11 protein-coding genes and 2 tRNA genes are annotated in these 16404 nt (G+C 69.2%); 3 read left to right on the forward strand and 10 right to left on the reverse strand.

What is annotated here, in order from left to right:
* Nucleotides 1-39: 39 nt before the first annotated feature.
* The 6 genes from QWJ39_RS00255 to QWJ39_RS00280 form a co-directional block, all read right to left on the reverse strand.
* A complete protein-coding gene (locus tag QWJ39_RS00255) occupies nt 40-1449 on the reverse strand; it encodes a gluconate:H+ symporter (protein WP_290255707.1) in 1410 nt (469 codons plus the stop codon).
* 35 nt (nt 1450-1484) lie between these two features.
* Entirely contained in the window at nt 1485-2018 is a 534-nt protein-coding gene (locus tag QWJ39_RS00260; protein WP_290255708.1) for a gluconokinase, read from the reverse strand.
* A 70-nt stretch (nt 2019-2088) separates the two neighbouring features.
* Complete coding sequence (locus QWJ39_RS00265) at nt 2089-2868, reverse strand: PIG-L deacetylase family protein (RefSeq protein ID WP_290255709.1); 780 nt, start codon at nt 2866-2868, stop codon at nt 2089-2091.
* 4 nt (nt 2869-2872) lie between these two features.
* Nucleotides 2873-3823: an electron transfer flavoprotein subunit alpha/FixB family protein gene (locus tag QWJ39_RS00270; protein WP_290255710.1), complete on the reverse strand. Its 951-nt coding sequence runs from the start codon at nt 3821-3823 to the stop codon at nt 2873-2875.
* Between the two features lie 11 nt (nt 3824-3834).
* Complete coding sequence (locus QWJ39_RS00275) at nt 3835-4635, reverse strand: electron transfer flavoprotein subunit beta/FixA family protein (RefSeq protein WP_290255711.1); 801 nt, start codon at nt 4633-4635, stop codon at nt 3835-3837.
* A 236-nt stretch (nt 4636-4871) separates the two neighbouring features.
* Nucleotides 4872-6458 (reverse strand): trypsin-like peptidase domain-containing protein, encoded by a 1587-nt coding sequence (locus QWJ39_RS00280; RefSeq protein WP_290255712.1) that lies wholly within the window; start codon nt 6456-6458, stop codon nt 4872-4874.
* Between the two features lie 263 nt (nt 6459-6721).
* Here QWJ39_RS00280 and QWJ39_RS00285 point away from each other — a divergent pair, with 263 nt between their 5' ends.
* The 3 genes from QWJ39_RS00285 (at nt 6722) to QWJ39_RS00295 (ending at nt 11299) form a co-directional block, all read left to right on the forward strand.
* On the forward strand, nt 6722-8782 hold the full coding sequence (locus QWJ39_RS00285) for a TPM domain-containing protein (protein ID WP_290255713.1): 2061 nt from the start codon (nt 6722-6724) through the stop codon (nt 8780-8782).
* A 123-nt stretch (nt 8783-8905) separates the two neighbouring features.
* The gene (locus QWJ39_RS00290; RefSeq protein WP_290255714.1) at nt 8906-9694 is read left to right on the forward strand and encodes a PspA/IM30 family protein; all 789 of its coding nucleotides are present in this window, start codon (nt 8906-8908) and stop codon (nt 9692-9694) included.
* Between the two features lie 180 nt (nt 9695-9874).
* Nucleotides 9875-11299 (forward strand): deoxyribodipyrimidine photo-lyase, encoded by a 1425-nt coding sequence (locus QWJ39_RS00295; protein WP_290255715.1) that lies wholly within the window; start codon nt 9875-9877, stop codon nt 11297-11299.
* Between the two features lie 118 nt (nt 11300-11417).
* Here the strand turns inward: QWJ39_RS00295 and QWJ39_RS00300 are convergent.
* From QWJ39_RS00300 to QWJ39_RS00315, 4 genes are all read right to left on the reverse strand, one after another.
* Nucleotides 11418-11491: transfer RNA gene (locus tag QWJ39_RS00300), tRNA-Met, on the reverse strand.
* Between the two features lie 178 nt (nt 11492-11669).
* Nucleotides 11670-11743, reverse strand: a tRNA-Met gene (locus QWJ39_RS00305).
* A 126-nt stretch (nt 11744-11869) separates the two neighbouring features.
* Nucleotides 11870-14875 (reverse strand): UPF0182 family protein, encoded by a 3006-nt coding sequence (locus QWJ39_RS00310; protein WP_290255716.1) that lies wholly within the window; start codon nt 14873-14875, stop codon nt 11870-11872.
* Between the two features lie 92 nt (nt 14876-14967).
* On the reverse strand, nt 14968-15996 hold the full coding sequence (locus QWJ39_RS00315; RefSeq protein ID WP_290256459.1) for a S16 family serine protease: 1029 nt from the start codon (nt 15994-15996) through the stop codon (nt 14968-14970).
* Between the last annotated feature and the right edge of the window lie 408 nt (nt 15997-16404).

Here is a 16404-nt window from a genome sequence, read left to right on the forward strand (position 1 = left end):
CCGGGACCGGCGCGGCTTTCTTGTATCAGTTGAACGGTGCTAAATCACCAGCGAGAGCAGCATCACGAAGCCGAAGCCCACCACGGAGATCAGCGTCTCCATCACGGACCAGGTCTTGAAGGTCTGCCCCACGCTCAGGCCGAACAGTTCCTTGACCAGCCAGAAGCCGGCATCGTTGACGTGCGAGAGGAACAGCGAGCCGGCACCGATCGCCAGGGCCAGCAGGGCGGCGTGGGTGGGGGACAGCGAGCTGGCCAGCGGACCGACGATACCGGCCGCGGTCACCGTGGCCACGGTTGCCGAGCCGGTGGCCAGGCGCAGCGCCACGGCCACGATGAAGCCCAGAACCAGGACGGACATGTTGGCGCCCTCGGCCCACTTCTTGACCGCGTCGCCGACGCCGGCGCCGATCAGGGTCTGCTTGAAGCCGCCGCCGGCGCCGACGATCAGCAGGATCGCGGCAATCGGGCCCAGGCTCGCGCCGATCTTGGTGGTGATCTTGTTGCCGGTGAAGCCGACGGCGTAGCCGAAGGTCACGATGGCCAGCAGTACCGCCAGGGTCATGGCCACGAGCGGCTGGCCGACGAAGTCGAAGAACACCCGCGCCGCGGGGGCGGTCTTGGGGTCCGGCCAGACGATGTCCACGACGGCCTTGAGCAGCATCAGGACCACCGGGAAGATGATGGTCAGCAGGGTCACCAGGAAGCTGGGCTGGCGCTTGACGCCCTCCAGGTCGGCCCCGTGCCGGGTGTCGATGCCGCCGGCAACCTCGGGGGCACCCACCGGCACCCAGCGGGCGGCGAGCCGGGCGAACAGCGGACCGCAGATGATGACGGTGGGGACGGCCACCAGCAGGCCCAGGGCCAGGGTGGTGCCCAGTTCGGCCTTGACGGCGCTGATCGCGATCAGGGGTCCGGGGTGCGGCGGCACGAGGCCGTGCAGCACGGACAGGCCCGCCAGGGCGGGGATGGCGATGCGCATCAGCGGCATCTTGGACCGCTGGGTGACCAGGACGATCACCGGCAGCAGCAGCACCAGGCCGATTTCGAAGAACATCGGCAGGCCGATGATGACGGCCACCAGGGTGATGGACCAGACCACGCGGTTGCCGGTGGCCTTGGCCAGCAGCGTGTCCACGACGCGGTTGGCGCCGCCGGAGTCGGCCAGCAGCTTGCCGAGCATGGCGCCGAGGGCGATCAGCAGGCCGACTTCCTTGAGGACGCCCCCAACGCCGTCCTCGAAGTTGCTGATGATCTTGGCCAGTTCGACGCCGGAGGCCAGGCCCACGAACGCGGAGCCGAGGACCAGGGCCAGGAACGGGTGGAGCTTGAATTTGGCGATCAGGACGACGATGAGCGCGATGCCCACGGCGGCGACCACCAGGAGTTGGGTGTCGTGGCCGGACCAGGCCTCGACGGCAGCGGGAAGCTGCAGGGCAAGTGATTTCACAGGGTATTCCTAAAGGGAGGGGGTGGCCGGAAAGGTCAGAGCGCGGCGGTGCCGGCGGCCTCAAGGTGGAGCCGGTCGATGATTTCCTGGGCCTCTTCGGCGGGCGTCGCGCCGACCGAGAGGGTGATGGCGTTCTCGTCCGCGGCGGGCTTTTCCAGCGCGTCGAACTGGGAGTCCAGCAGCGCCGGCGGCATGAAGTGTCCGTGCCGGGAGGCGAGCCGGTCCGAGATGCGGTCCTTGCTGCCCTCGAGGAAGACGAAGGTGACGCCCTCCCCGCGGAGCACGTCGCGGTACCGCTTCTTCAGGGCCGAGCAGGTCACGACGCCGGGCCGGCCGGAGTCGGTGTGGTCCCGGATCCATTCCGCGATGCGTTCGAGCCAGGGCCACCGGTCCTCATCGGTCAGTGGCTGGCCCGAGTGCATCTTGGCGACGTTGGACTCCGGGTGCAGGTCATCGCCCTCGGCCAGATCCCAGCCGAGACGCCCGGCCAGCAGGCCCGCGACGGTGGATTTACCGGATCCGGAGACGCCCATGATGACAAGGACGGGGTGCTGCGCAGTCTTCGCCATTAAAGTCTGCCTTCCATAAATATGATTTAAACATGGTCAGCATATGGCAGTGGGGGCGGGCAAACAAACACTAGAACCCGGCGATGGTCTCCGGCCCGTTGACCGCCACGACGTGGAACGCCTCGGCGCTGCGGCCGGCCGGCAGTCCGCCGCGCTGCGCGGTGGACTGCAGGAGCCCGCGGACGGTGCGGTCCATGGCGTCGACGTCGGGGTGCTGGCTGACGTGGACGTGGATGGCGGCGAGCTTCTGCTCCACCTGGCCGGTGACGTCGACGAAGTGGTTCTCGCGCTCCTCCGGACCGGCGATGAGCCACAGCCAGGGCAGCTTATAGGCCTCCAGGCCGGCGGCGGCCAGCTCCGGGTACGCGAACGGGTTCTCCACGGCCGGGTAGACCGCCCGGGTAACGGCCTCCCCCACGGCCAGGTGGTCCGGGTGGCTCTTCTGGATCCGGGTCCAGTTCCGTTCCGGGTGCATGGCGAGCACGACGTCGGGCCGGACCGTGCGGATCAGCCGGACCACATCCCGGATCACCTCGTGGGTGGGTTCGAGATAGCCGTCGCGCTGGTGCAGGTAGTGGATGTCGGTGACCCCGACGAGGCCGGCGGCGCGCTGCTGCTCCTCGATCCGCTGGCGCACGATCTCATCACGGGTGTCCGGGTCGAAGCCGCCGGCGTCGCCGTCGGTCATGATGCAGTAGCTGACCTCGACCCCGGCCGCGGTCCAGCCCGCGATGGTCCCGGCGGCGCCAAAGTCGATGTCGTCCGGGTGCGCGGTGAAACAAAGCACCCGCCCGATCCGGTGCTGCGCCGGGTCGAACGGGCTTTGTGCCGATGTGGCGGTGGTGTTCAAATGCCTAGCCCTTGCGTTTGTTGATCTCTTCGGTGGCCTGCGGCAGGACCTGGAACAGGTCTCCGATGATGCCGAAGTCGGCGATCTCGAACACCGGCGATTCGGCGTCCTTGTTCACCGCCACGATCACCTGGGCGGTCTGCATGCCGGCCTTCTGCTGGATGGCGCCGGAGATCCCGGCGGAGATGTAGAGCTGCGGGGAGACGGTCTTGCCGGTCTGCCCGATCTGGGCGTCGTGGCCGATCCAGCCCGCATCCGTGGCGGCGCGGGAGGCACCGACGGCCCCGCCCAGGGCGTCCGCGAGCTCCTCGAGCGGGCCGAAGTTCCCCTCGACGCCGCGGCCGCCGGCCACGACCACCCGGGCCTCGGTCAGGTCGGGACGGCCGCTGGCGGCCTTGGCGCTGCGGGAGACCACGCGGGCCGCGGCGCCGGCGTCGGCCGGTACCTCGACGGTGGCGGTCTGCGGCGCCGTGGCCTCGGCGGCGGGTTCGGCGGTGATGCTGTTGGCCTTGACGGTCAGCAGCGCCACGGCGGTGGTGGCGCGGGCAGTGGTGGTGTAGGACCCGGCGAGGACCGGCTTGTGCGCGGTGCCGTCCGGATCGACGGCGACGACGTCGGTGATGACCCCGGCCTCAAGCTTGATCCCGGCGCGGGCCGCGATCTCGCGGCTTTCGGCGGTGTTGTCCAGCACCACGGTGGTGGCCCCGCTCTCCCGGACCGCTGCGGCTAGGAAGGCGGCCTTCGGGGCGACGAGGTAGTCCTCCAGGTCCGCGGCGGAGGGCCGGTAAAGGGCGTGGACGCCGTAGTCGCCGAGCGTGGCGGCGGCGCCGTCGTGCAGCTCGCCGGTGACGGCGGCGGAGGCCTCGCCCAGGCTCCGGGCGAGGGTGAGCAGTTCCAGGCTGGACTTCTTCAGCGCCTCGCCCGGGTTGTCAATGAAAACCAGTACGTGTGCCATGGATGATCCCCTTAGAGCAGCTTCTGGGCGGCGAGGAAGTCGACCAGCCGGATGCCGGCGTCGCCCTCGTCGGTGATGATGGTCCCGGCGGTGCGCGGCGGGCGGGCCTCGGCGGTCTCGACGGCGGTCCACGAGCCGGAGCGTCCCACCTGTGCCGGGTCGACGCCGATGTCCGCGAGGGACAGGGTGGTGATGGTCTTCTTCTTCGCCGCCATGATGCCCTTGAAGTTCGGGTAGCGGGGGTCGTTGATCTGGTCCGTGACCGAGACGACGGCGGGAAGGTCCGCCTCGACGGTGAGCGCGGAGGTGTCCCCCTCGCGGCGGGCGGTGAGGGTGCCGCCGTTGATCTCCAGGCTGGCCGCGAAGGTGACCTGAGGCAGTCCCAGCCGTTCGGCCAGCTGCGCGGGGACCAACGAGGTCTCCCCGTCGGTGGAGGCCATGCCGGTGATGACGAGGTCCGCGGGCGCGTCGGCGCCGAGGTGTCGGACGGCAGCGGCGAGGGCCAGGGAGGTGGCGGCCGCGTCGGAGCCGGCCAGGGCGTCGTCGGAGAGGTGCACGCCCTCGGAGGCGCCGATCTGGAGGGATTTCTTGATGGCATTGACGGCCCCCGCGGGTCCCATGCTGAGCGCGATGACCCTGTTCCCGGCGGCCTCGCCGCCGCGGGCCTCGATCAGCTGCAGGGCCGCCTCGAGGGCGTACTCGTCCAGCTCCGAGAGGATGCTTTCGGACCGGTCCAGGGTGTTGTCCGGGCCGCTGAGGTGTCGGTCGAACTGGGCGTCCGGTACGTGCTTGACCAGCACAATGATCTTCAAGGGTTCTTCCACTGTGTCTACAGCAGCCTTCCGTGCGGGGGCAGCCAGCCGGGTGGGTGGTGGCCTGGGAGCGGTTCCCGGCGCCGCCGGGTCTTCCTAGCTAACCATATAGCGGCGGCCATTTCCGGCCGGGGTTAAGCCGGATGTCAGGAAGGGGCCGCCCGGTACCTTGCGGTTCCGGGCGGCCCCCTCCTGGCGCGGGTCCCGGCCGTCGCTGCGGCCGGGCTGTGCCGGTGTTACTGGTCGGCTGCGGCGCCCAGGGTGACGTCCACCTGCTTCTCCTGGCCGCCGCGGAGGACGGTGACCTTGACGGTGGCGCCGGCGGCCTGTTCGCGCACGGCTGCGGTGAGCTGGTTGGGGTCGCTGATGACCAGGTCCTGGAACTTGGTCACGACGTCGCCGACCTTGATGCCGGCCTTGTCCGCGGCGGAACCGGGCTCCACCGTCGCAACGTCCGCGCCCACCGAGAAGCCGGAGGCGGAGGAGCCGGAGGGCTTGGCCTTGACGCTGACGCCCAGTTGGCCGTGGCTGGCCTTGCCGTTGCTGATGATCTCCTGGGCCACGCGCTTGGCGTTATTGATCGGGATGCTGAAGCCGACGCCGATGTTGCCGTTGCTGCTGCCGCTGCTGGAGTCACCGCCGGCCGAGGCGATGGCCACGTTGACGCCGATGATTTCGCCCTTGCTGTTGACCAGGGCGCCGCCGGAGTTGCCCGGGTTGATGGCCGCGTCGGTCTGGATCACGTTGATCGAGATGCTGCCCTGGTTGCTGGTGCTGGGCGCCTGGCCGCCGCCCGGAGGGGCGAACTGGAAGCCCTGGTCACCGCCCTGGGAGTTGTCCGCGCCGTCCTTGGGGGCGGCGGAGGACGCGACGCTGATGGTGCGGTTCAGGGTGGAGACGATGCCGTCCGTCACGGTTCCGGTCAGGCCCAGCGGGGAGCCGATCGCGACGGCCGTGTCGCCGACGTTCAGCTTGCTGGAGTCACCCAGGCTGGCCGGGACCAGGCCGCTGGCGTTGTCCACCTTGATCACGGCGAGGTCCGAGAGCGGATCCGTGCCGACGATCTTCGCGCTGTAGACCTTGCCGTCGTTGAGGCGGACCTCGACGGCGGCCTTGGCGGTCTTGCCGTCCAGGGTGACGACGTGGGTATTGGTCAGGATGTGGCCCTCGCCGTCGAGGATGATGCCGGAACCGGTGCCGCCCTCGGAGCCGCTGGTGGCCTTGATGGTCACCACGCTGGGCGACGCCTTCTGCGCCGCGGCGGTGATGGCGTTGACGTCGTCCTTGTTATTGACGATCACCGTGCCGGGCTGGGTGCTGCTGCCGGTGGAAGAGACCTGCCGGCCGCCGATCAGGGCGCTGCTGCCGGCCACGACGCCGCCGCCCACCAGGCCGGCCGCCAGCATGCTGGCGATCAGCACCGGGACGCCGAAGGCGGCCTTGCGCCGCGGTGCGTTGTTCGGGTGGTTAAACGAGGAACCGGGAGCTTGCTGGCCCTGGTTCTGGTGGGTGCCGGGCTGGCCGTTCCAGCCGGCAAAGTGGCCGTGCTGGTGCTCCCCATAGGGGCCTGACGGCTGTCCCGGAGCGCCGAACTGCTGCGTCTGCGGGGACGGGTTCTGGGCCGACGGGTTCTGGCCGTAGGCCGGCTGGTGCTGCGGGTAGACCGGTCGCGGGGCGTCCTGGCCCGGCTGGTCAATCCGCATCGTGGGGTTCTCCTGGCCGGAACCCTGCGCCGGTGCGCCGTACCGGTCCGTGCCCTCGCGCGGCTCCCGCTCCGGCTGTGCTGGATCCGGCGAGCCGCCCTGCAGTGGGTTCTCAGTCATGGAACTTCCTTTCATCCGTGTCTGCCATTAACTATGGTCGCTCAGACTGGTACAACTGCGGACATTCGCTGGGAGGTTCCTGAACGCCCCGGCTTTTCGCTGGTGGCATATTCCCGGCGATGGACTGCCCCCGGGGGGCACCATAGAATCAAATGGAATTGCCACAGCGACCTGCGGCTTCACACCTGCGTGGGGGCGCTGCCGCAGTTCTGGGACGACCGGCACGGACCGTGCCGGCCACCGAGGCGCTGAAGGGTTTGCAGATGCGGTCAATGATGAAACGTTTCCTCGCGGGGGTTGGGGTCGCCGGCCTGCTGGTCCTGCCCGCCGCCCCGGCCCTGGCCGAGGACCCGGTCACCATCCCCTCCGGCCAGAACGTCGTGGACGACGCCAACGTGCTGGGAAGCCGCAAGGGTGAGGTCCAGGACGCGGTCCAGAAACTGCTCAAGGACCACAAGTACAACCTGTACGTCGTGACCGTGAAAACCTTCGAAAACCCCACCTCCCCTGAGGGTTGGGCGCAGGCGGTTGCCACGAAGAAGGGCATGGGCCGGGCGGACGTCATCCTCACCATGTCCGACGACGGCAAGTACTACTTCTCGCCGAACTCGGCCAGCGCCATTTACTCCAAGAAGAGCACCATCACCCAGAACGCCATTGCCGCCAACCTCGGCGCCGGCAAGCGTGACTTCGCCCAGGCGGCCATCGATACCGCGGCGGCCGTGGGCGACGCGGCCGGCGGCGGCAGCGGCACCGTGCCCTCCGGCGCGGGAGCCGGCTCCGGCGTGCTGGTGGGCGTCGGCGTCGTCGCACTCGGTGGCGCGGGAACCTACCTTTACCTGCGCAACCGCCGGAAGAAGGCCGTTACGGCAGGCACCGCCGGGGAGGGCCAGCAGGCCGAACTCGATCCGCTGGCCGGCCTCAGCGTGGACGAGCTGCGCCGCAAGAGCGGCTCGCTGCTGATCGAGGCGGACGACGCGATCAAGTCCAGCGAACAGGAACTCGGCTTCGCCCAGGCCCAGTACGGCGACGCCGCCGTCGGCAACTTCACCAAGGCGCTGCACGACGCCAAGGCGCACATGACCGAATCCTTCAAGCTCCAGCAGCAGCTCGATGACCACATTCCCGACACCGAGGCACAGCAGCGCTCCTGGTACGGCGAGATCATCCGCCGCTCGGAGGCGGCCTTGGCATCCCTGCAGGAGCAGAAAGCCGACTTCGACTCCCTGCGCGAGCTGGAGAAGAACGCGCCCCAGGCCCTCGCCGTTGTCGGAACCGGGGCCCGCGAGGCAGAGACGAAAATCGCCGCGGCCGACCAGTCCCTCACGGACCTGCGCGCCCGGTACGCGGACAGCGCCCTCACCGCCGTGGCGGACAACATCACCCAGGCGAAGGAGCGGCTGGCCTTCGTCCAGAACGCCTCCTCCACGGCGCAGGACAAGCTCGACGCCGGCGACACCAGCATGGCCGCCGTGGCGGTCCGGGCCGCCGAGGAAAGCCTGCACCAGACCAACGTCCTGCTCGGCGCCATCACCAAGGTGGCCGCCAACCTCGACGAGGCCCGCAACGGGCTGGAAACCGCCGTCGTGGACACCTCCCAGGACCTCGCCCAGGCCCGCGCCATGATCCAGTCCGGCGCGCACCCGGAACTCGCCGGCCCCGTGGCCGGGGTCGAGGCGGCCCTGGCCCAGGTCAAGGCCGAGATCCAGGCCGGCAAGATCGATCCGATCGCCACCCTGGAACGGGTCGAGACCGCCCACCAGAGCCTGGACGCGGCCCTGGCCGGCATCCGCGACCAGCAGGAACAGACCCGCCGGGCCCAGGCCTCGCTGCAGCAGAGCATCATGTCCGCGCAGGCCCAGATCAGCGCCACCTCGGACTACATCACGGCCCGCCGCGGCGGCGTCGGCACCGAGGCGCGGACCCGGCTGGCGGAGGCCCAGCGCAACCTCGACTACGCCCTGTCCATCTCCCGGACGGACGCGGTCACGGCCCTGCAGTACGCCCAGCAGGCCCACGCCCTCGCGGCGCAGGCCGCCCAGCAGGCCCAGGCCGACGTCGACCAGTTCGGCGGCTACGCTAACCAGGGCTACGGCCGGGGCGGCATGTTTGGCGGCGGCGGTGGAGGCGGCGGCCTGGGCGGCGCCATCCTCGGCGGCATCCTGATCAACTCCATCCTGCACGGCGGCGGCGGCGGAGGCGGCTGGGGTGGCGGAGGCGGCGGCTGGGGCGGCGGTGACTCCGGCGGAGGCTGGGGTGGCGGCGGAGGCGGCGACTTCGGTGGCGGCGGCGATTTCGGCGGCGGCGACTCCGGCAGCTTCTGAGCGGACGGGACCACGCTCACAGAGACTAGCGCCGGCGGACCCGGTCCGGCCGGCGGGTAGAGGCAGTACATCCACAGATCACCGATTCCAGTGACCCCACTGGAGAGGACGAGAGGTAGCACCATGGTTAAGCAGTCCATTTTCGGCCGCATGGCACAGCTGGCGAAGGCGAACATCAACTCGCTGCTGGACCAGGCCGAGGATCCGCAGAAGATGCTGGACCAGATGGTCCGCGACTACACCAACAACATCGCCGAGGCGGAGTCCGCCGTCGCCCAGACCATCGGCAACCTGCGGATGCTGCAGGATGACTACAACGAGGACCTCAAGAACGCCCAGGACTGGGGCAACAAGGCCCTCGCCGCCTCCCGCAAGGCCGACGAATACCGGGCCAAGGGCGACTCCGTGGACGCCGAGAAGTTCGACAACCTGGCCAAGGTGGCGCTGCAGCGCCAGATCACCGCGGAGAACGAGGCCAAGTCCGCCGAGCCGAGCATCGCCTCCCAGACCGAGGTGGTGGATAAGCTCAAGCAGGGCCTGGACCAGATGAAGAACAAGCTCAACGAGCTGACCAGCAAGCGCAACGAACTGGTGGCCCGGTCCAAGACCGCCGCCGCGCAGAGCCAGGTCCACGACGCGCTCAAGAGCATTGACATCATGGACCCGACCTCCGAGGTGGGCCGCTTCGAAGAGAAGATCCGCCGCGAGGAGGCCAAGGTCCGCGGCCAGCAGGAGCTCGCCGCCTCCAGCCTGGACGCCCAGTTCAACGCCCTCGAGGACCTCGGCGAGCAGACCGAGATCGAGGCCCGGCTGGCCGCGCTGAAGTCCGGCGGCAGCCAGCAGGCCCTCGGCGCCGGCAACGGTTCCCACACCGGCTCCACCGTGGACGAGGCCGACTTCGACAAGCTCTGATCAAGGTCCACGCCGGCGCGTGACGCGCCGCCGGACGACGACGGCGAGGGCCGGGTTCCGCTGCGGAACCCGGCCCTTGCCGTACCCGGGGCGTTTCCTGCCCGCCCCTCGTCATGGTCCTAGTGCCTTGTGCTTCCTGCGGTGCGCTTACTGCGGGGCCGCATCCAGTAGCGTTGAGCCATGTCTTCGACTTTGGTTTGGCTTCGCGACGATCTGCGCCTGGATGACAACCCGGCCCTGGCGGAGGGGGCCGCCGCCGACGGGCCACTGACGGTGGTCTACGTCCTGGACGAAGAGTCCCCCGGCATCCGGCCCCTGGGCGGCGCCACGAAGTGGTGGCTGCACCACTCGCTGGAGTCCCTGGCCGCGGACCTCAAGGAGGCCGGCAACCGGCTGGTGCTGCGCCGCGGCCGGGCCAACCGGATCATCCGCGACCTGGTCAAGGAAACCGGCGCGGCCCGCGTGCTGTGGAACCGACGCTACGGCGGCCCGGAGCGGGCCGTCGACGCGGGCCTCAAGGACTGGGCCGCCAAGGAGGGCCTCGAGGCCGAGAGCTTCCAGGCCAACCTCCTGTTCGAGCCGTGGACCGTCCGGAACGGCTCCGGTGGCCCCTACAAGGTCTTCACCCCGTTCTGGAAGGCCTGTCTGGACTCCCAGGACCCCCGGCAGCCGCTGGACGCCCCGCAGCAGCTCCCTGCCCCCGCCAAAACCGGTGAGCGCCGGCTGCCGGCCACCGACACCCTGTCCGACTGGGAGCTCCTCCCCCAGCGGCCGGACTGGAGCGAGGGCCTGGCTAAGGAGTGGACCCCCGGCGAGGCGGGCGCCCACGAGCGGCTGGAGACCTTCCTGGACGGCCCCGTGACCGAGTACGGGACCGGGCGGGACCGGCCCGGCGTCGAGGGCACCAGCAGGCTCTCCCCGCACCTGCGCTTCGGCGAGATCAGCCCGTTCCGGGTCTGGCACGCCCTGCGCGCCCGCTTCCCGCACCACGCCCCCGCCGACGTCGGCGTGTTCCGCTCCGAGATCGGCTGGCGGGAGTTCTGCTGGCAGCTGCTGTACGAGAACCCGCAGCTGGCCACCCGCAACTTCCGGCCCGAGTTCGACGACTTCGCCTGGGACAAGCCCTCCGCGGCGGACCTCCGGGCCTGGCAGCAGGGCCGGACCGGGTATCCGCTGGTGGACGCCGGCATGCGGCAGCTCTGGCAGACCGGCTGGATGCACAACCGCGTCCGGATGGCGGCGGCCTCGTTCCTGGTGAAGAACCTCCTGGCGGACTGGCGCACCGGCGAGGAATGGTTCTGGGACACCCTGGTGGACGCCGATTCCGCCTCCAACCCCGCCAACTGGCAGTGGGTTGCCGGCTCCGGCGCGGACGCCTCCCCCTACTTCCGGATCTTCAATCCGGTGACGCAGAGCAAGAAATTCGACGCCGCGGGACGCTACCTGCGCGCCTACCTGCCCGAGCTGGCCGACCTGGACGACAAAACCATCCACGAGCCCTGGAAGGCCGCGGACGGCGCCGGGGGCTATCCGGAGCCGGTGGTGGGGCTGCCCGAGTCCCGCGCCCGGGCGCTGGAGACGTACCAGAAGCTCAAGGACGGCTGAACGAACCCGCGGGCCCGGGCGGGTTTGGCCCGGCCCCGGCCCGGAACAGCGCACCTGGCCGCGGGGCCGCTGGAACGCGAAAGGCCCGGATCCTCAATGGATCCGGGCCTTTCCTTTGTTGCGGGGACAGGATTTGAACCTGTGACCTCTGGGTTATGAGCCCAGCGAGCTACCGAACTGCTCCACCCCGCGTCGCATGATCAAGCCTACCCCATGTTCGGCCCGCCCCCGACCACCGGGCCGGATTCCCCCCTCGGCGTCCCCGCCGAAATCCGGAGTCCCGGTCCGCAGTTCCAAGCCCGGGCCCGGAATCCGCGAGGCCGGTTAAAGCAAGAAGTCCGGAACATTTCTGTTCCGGACTTCTCTCCAGTTGCGGGGACAGGATTTGAACCTGTGACCTCTGGGTTATGAGCCCAGCGAGCTACCGAACTGCTCCACCCCGCGTCGCACCAACAACATTACCTGCCGGTGAACGCGGGGCCAAATCGGGGCGGCGTGATCTGCATCGCACCGCCCCGTTCCCAGAGTGGCCGGCGCCCCGTCACGGGAGGCCGGCCACGAGGCCCGCGGCTACTTGGTGGGCGAGGGCGAGGCTGTCGCCGTCGGCGACGCCGTGGGCGAGGGGCTGCCGCCGCTGGCAGGCGGCGTCAGCTTCCCCTCGGCGTCGATCGCCCGCTGCAGGGCGGCGGAGAGCTTCTTCTGCTGGTCGCCGTAGGCTGCGAAGTCGCCCTTGGCCAGGGCCTCCTGGCCAGCCTTGATGGCGCTGTTCGCGTCATCGAGTGCCGCCTTGAGGTCAGCGTTGGCGTTCGAGCCGCCGGTGGGCGGGGTGGTTCCGGTGCCCGGGCCCGGCGTCGCCGGTGTCTGGCCGTTGTTCGCCGCGTCGCCCGCCGTGGCGCCGGAGCTGCCGCCGAAGAGCTGGTTCAGCGCCTCGTCCAAGGTCGGCGCGAAGCCGATCTTGTCGCCGAAGGCCACCAGCACACGCTGCAGCGTCGGGTAGGAGGTCTCGCCCGTCGACTTCAGGTAGACCGGCTGGACGTAGAGCAGGCCGCCGCCCACCGGCAGCGTCAGCAGGTTGCCGTTGAGCACCGCGGACGCGCCCTGCCGGAGCAGGTTCAGCGCCTGGGACACCGTGGGGTCCGAGTTGAACTTGTTCTGCGCCTGGCCCGGGCCGGGGACGTTGGCCTCCGGCGGGATCTGTAGCAGCCGCAGCTGGCCGTAGCTGTCCGCCTTAACGCCCTTCTGGTTACCGGCGTCGGAGTCCGCGGCGAGGAAGCCGTAGAGGACGTTTCGGGCGTTGCCGTTGACCACCTGCGGGATGAACGAGGAGGTCAGCTGGAAGGCCGGCTTGTCCTGGTCCGGCATCTGCAGCGACATGTAGAACGGAGGCTGCTTGACGCCGTCGTCCTTCACCGTGGGGTCGTTCGGGACGCTCCACGCGTCGTTGTTGGTGAAGAAGTTGTCCGGGTTGGTCACGTGGTACCGGCCCAGCAGCTCACGCTGGACCTTGAAGAGGTCCTCCGGGTACCGGACGTGGCTCATCAGCGCACCCGACATCTCCGAGTACGGCTTCAGCGTGGACGGGAAGATGCTCTGCCAGGCCTTCAGGACCGGATCCTGGTCATCCCAGGCGTAGAGGGTGACGGAGCCGTCGTAGGCGTCCACCGTGGCCTTGACCGAGTTCCGGATGTAGTTCACCGAGCTGCTGGGCAGCGCGGCGGTCCGGCCCGCGGAGGTCTGCGAGTCCCGGGTGGCGTCCGAGAGCTGCTCCTGCTGGGAGTACGGGAAGTACGGGCTGGTGGTGTAGCCGTCCACGATCCACTTCACGCGGCCGTCCACGACGGCGGGATAGGCGTTGCCGTCGACCGTCAGGTACGGGGCCACCTTCTCCACGCGGTCCTTGGGGCTGCGGTCGTAGAGGATCTGCGAATCGGCGTTGACGCCGTCGGAAAGCAGGAGGTCGGAGGACTGGAACTTCACCGCGTACAGGATCTTATTGAAGAAGCTGCCCACGTTCGGGCCGCCGTTGCCGGTGAAGGTGTACTGCGTGCCGGCGTCGCCCTCCTTGGCGGCGGGGCGGTCCTGCTCACGGTGCGGCGCGCCGTCCGGGGCGCCGACGATCGAGTAGTCCGGGGAGTTTTCGCCGAAGTAGATCCGCGGCTGGTAAGTGGTGTCGGTGCCGAGGACGCCGGTCGACGGGATGCCGGACTGCAGGAAGTCGGGCTTGCCGTCCGCGGTGAACTTGTTGCCCTTGGCCGCGACGACGCCGTAGCCGTGGGTGTAGACGACGTGCTTGTTCAGCCACGACTGCTGGTTGCTGGCCAGGCCGCTCGGGTTCAGCTCGCGGACCGCGATCACGGTGTCCTGGATCTTGCCGTTGACCTCATACCGGTCCACGTTCAGGGTGCTGGGAAACTGGTAGTACGGCCGGTATTGCTCAAGCTGCGAGAACGCGTCGGAGATCAGGTTCGGGTCCAGCAGGCGGATGTTCGCCGTCGTCTGGGCGTCCGGGGCCAGCGCGCCGGTGGTGGCGTTGGTGGTGGCCTCATAGCGCTTCTCCTGGATCTTATCCAGGCCATAGGCAGCCCGGGTCATGGCGATGTTGCGCTCGATGTAGGTCTTTTCCAGGGTCTGCTCGGAGGGGCGGACCTGGAACTGCTGGATGACCCACGGGTAGACGCCGCCGGCCAGGATGGAGGTGATGACCAGCATGGCGGTGCCGATGACGGGGAGGCGCCACTTGCCGATCACGGCCGCGACGATGAAGAGCACGGCCACCAGCGCGGCGGCGACGGCGAGGATCGCCTTGGTGGGGATCACGGCGTTGACGTCCGTGTAGAGGGCGCCGGCCCAGCGGCCGCTGTTGTTCAGCACGGCCGAGTAGCGGTCCAGCCAGAAGTTCACGCCCAGCAGCAGCAGGAAGGCCGCGCCGGTGACGGCCAGGTGGATCTGGGCGGCGCGGCTGGTGAAGACGCCGCGTTCCATCAGGCGGATGCTGCCGTAGAGGTAGTGGGTGAGGATCCCCGCGATGCCGGCGACGACGGCGACGCTGATCAGGAAGCCGGTGACGAAGCCCAGGAACGGCAGGGTCATCATGTAGAAGCTGATGTCCAGGTTGAACTGCGGATCATTCTGGCCGAACGGCTTCTGGTGCAGGAACAGCAGCACCTTCTGCCACTGGCTGGCGGCCGCGCTGCCGGCGAAGAGGCCGAACAGGACGGGCAGGCCGATCATGACCACGCGGCGAATCGGCTCGAGCTGGGCCTGGTAGCGGTTGAGGTTGTCCCGGATCTCGGAGTCCGGGGCGTAGACCGGGCGGGCGGTGTAGGCGATGCGGATGGCGAAGAACATGGCCGCGAACATCACCGCGAAGCCCGCCAGGAAGATCAGGATCCGGGACACGTTCTCGGTCACGAAGACTTCGAAGTAGCCCAGTTGCTGGTACCAGAGGACGTCCGTCCACACATTGGCGAAGAAGATGAAGCCCACGACGAGAAGGGCCACAATAATCAGCGTGGGCGTCAGGGCGCCTCGCCGCTGCTGTTGCCTTCCGGGTGGGACGGTGCTGGGACGGGACAAACTCGATACCTCATAGCTGGTCGTCGGTGCTGCTGTTTTTTCAGTTGTCTCTTGTGCCACGAGCGGCACGGAGGCTTAGTTCCGGGGTCAGTCTAGTTCCTGGTGCAAGCGGGAAGCTCGGCCGTGTCGCCGCCTGACGCGGAGAGCTCGACGGCGTGCCGTGCGTCGGCCAGGGTCTCGACCTTCACCACCTGCAGGCCGGCCGGGATGTGGCCGACGACTTCGTCGCAGTTGGCCGCCGGCGCGAGGAACAGGGTGGCCCCGCCGGAGCGGGCGCCGACCATCTTCTGGTCGATGCCGCCGATCGGCCCGACGGCGCCGTCGGGGGTGATGGTTCCGGTGCCCGCGATGTGCTTGCCGCCGGTGAGGTCGCCCGGGGTCACCGTGTCCACGATCCCAAGGGCGAACATCATGCCGGCGCTGGGGCCACCCACCTTGTCCAGGGAGATTTTCACGTCGAAGGGGAAGGTGAACTTGTACTGCAGCACCACGCCGAGGAGGTAGCGGCCGTTCTCGGACTTGGCCGGCGTGATGGTCAGCGTCTGCTGGCTGCCGCCGCGGTCCACCACCACGGGGACCGGTTTGCCGTTGCCGGCGGCTAGCTCGGACTGGATGACGCTCAGCGCGGAGATCGGCTTGCCGCCGATGGAGACCAGCAGGTCGCCCTCCTGGATCTTGCCCTTGGACGCAGAGTCGTCGGGGATGCTGGCCACCTGGAGCTTCTGCCCGAACGGGATGCCGAGTTCCTTCAGGGCGGCCGCGACGGCGTTCTCCTGGGAGGTGGTCATGGCCACGGCGCTTTCCTGCTGCGACTGTTCCTTGGTGACGCCGCTGGGGAAGATCAGTTCCTGCGGGTAGACGGCCTTGGCGGGGTTCAGCCAGGCGGTGAGGGCCTCGAAGACGCTCACGGGTCCGTTGGGGCCGCCGTCGACGTACACCGTGGTGAGGTCCAGGTTGCCCTTGGCCGGGTAGGACTCGTGCCCGGTGACGGTGATGACCGGCTTGCCGTTGTCCGTGCCCAGGGTGTTGAAGGTGGGGCCCGGGGATTCAATCACGTAGGGAACGGGCAGGCTGAGCGCTGCGACGCCGAGTCCGATCGAGAGCAGGCCGGAGACCACCATGGCCGAGGGCCGGCGGCCTCCTCCCCCTGTGCCGCCCTGCCGGCCGGCGCGCGCTCCGCGTCGCGGCCAGAGGCCCGCGTGGTCGGCGCCGTCGCCGTCGGCGGCGGGGCTTTCGACCGTGCCGTTGGCGGTGCTGTCGGCCAAGGGGCCGTTACCGGGCTGCCCGTCCTGGGTAAACGTCACTGAAGGACCTCTCGTGCCGGCGTCCGGCACCCCTGCCGGGGGTGGTCCGGACGCTGGGCCGGCGCCCGGAAACGGCGCGTCAGCCATGCAAATATTCCAGAGCCCCACACTACGCGCTCGCGGGGTGCCGGAGTGCTTTGCCGACAGCGAACGGCGCCGGTTTCTGCAAGACAGCCGCTGAGCGGGAGGGGTAGCGTGAAGTTGAGTACCAGTCACACCGACGAT

This window comes from Arthrobacter sp. YD4 (genome assembly GCF_030410515.1).
Classification (GTDB): domain Bacteria; phylum Actinomycetota; class Actinomycetes; order Actinomycetales; family Micrococcaceae; genus Arthrobacter.

Bases quoted from the DNA above. Each gene is read 5' to 3' on its own strand.
- QWJ39_RS00260 (WP_290255708.1), bottom strand. From the start codon at position 2,018: ATGGCGAAGACTGCGCAGCACCCCGTCCTTGTCATCATGGGCGTCTCC.
- QWJ39_RS00270 (WP_290255710.1), bottom strand. From the start codon at position 3,823: ATGGCACACGTACTGGTTTTCATTGACAACCCGGGCGAGGCGCTGAAG.
- QWJ39_RS00280 (WP_290255712.1), bottom strand. From the start codon at position 6,458: ATGACTGAGAACCCACTGCAGGGCGGCTCGCCGGATCCAGCACAGCCG.
- QWJ39_RS00285 (WP_290255713.1), top strand. From the start codon at position 6,722: ATGCGGTCAATGATGAAACGTTTCCTCGCGGGGGTTGGGGTCGCCGGC.
- QWJ39_RS00290 (WP_290255714.1), top strand. From the start codon at position 8,906: ATGGTTAAGCAGTCCATTTTCGGCCGCATGGCACAGCTGGCGAAGGCG.
- QWJ39_RS00295 (WP_290255715.1), top strand. From the start codon at position 9,875: ATGTCTTCGACTTTGGTTTGGCTTCGCGACGATCTGCGCCTGGATGAC.
- QWJ39_RS00315 (WP_290256459.1), bottom strand. From the start codon at position 15,996: ATGGTGGTCTCCGGCCTGCTCTCGATCGGACTCGGCGTCGCAGCGCTC.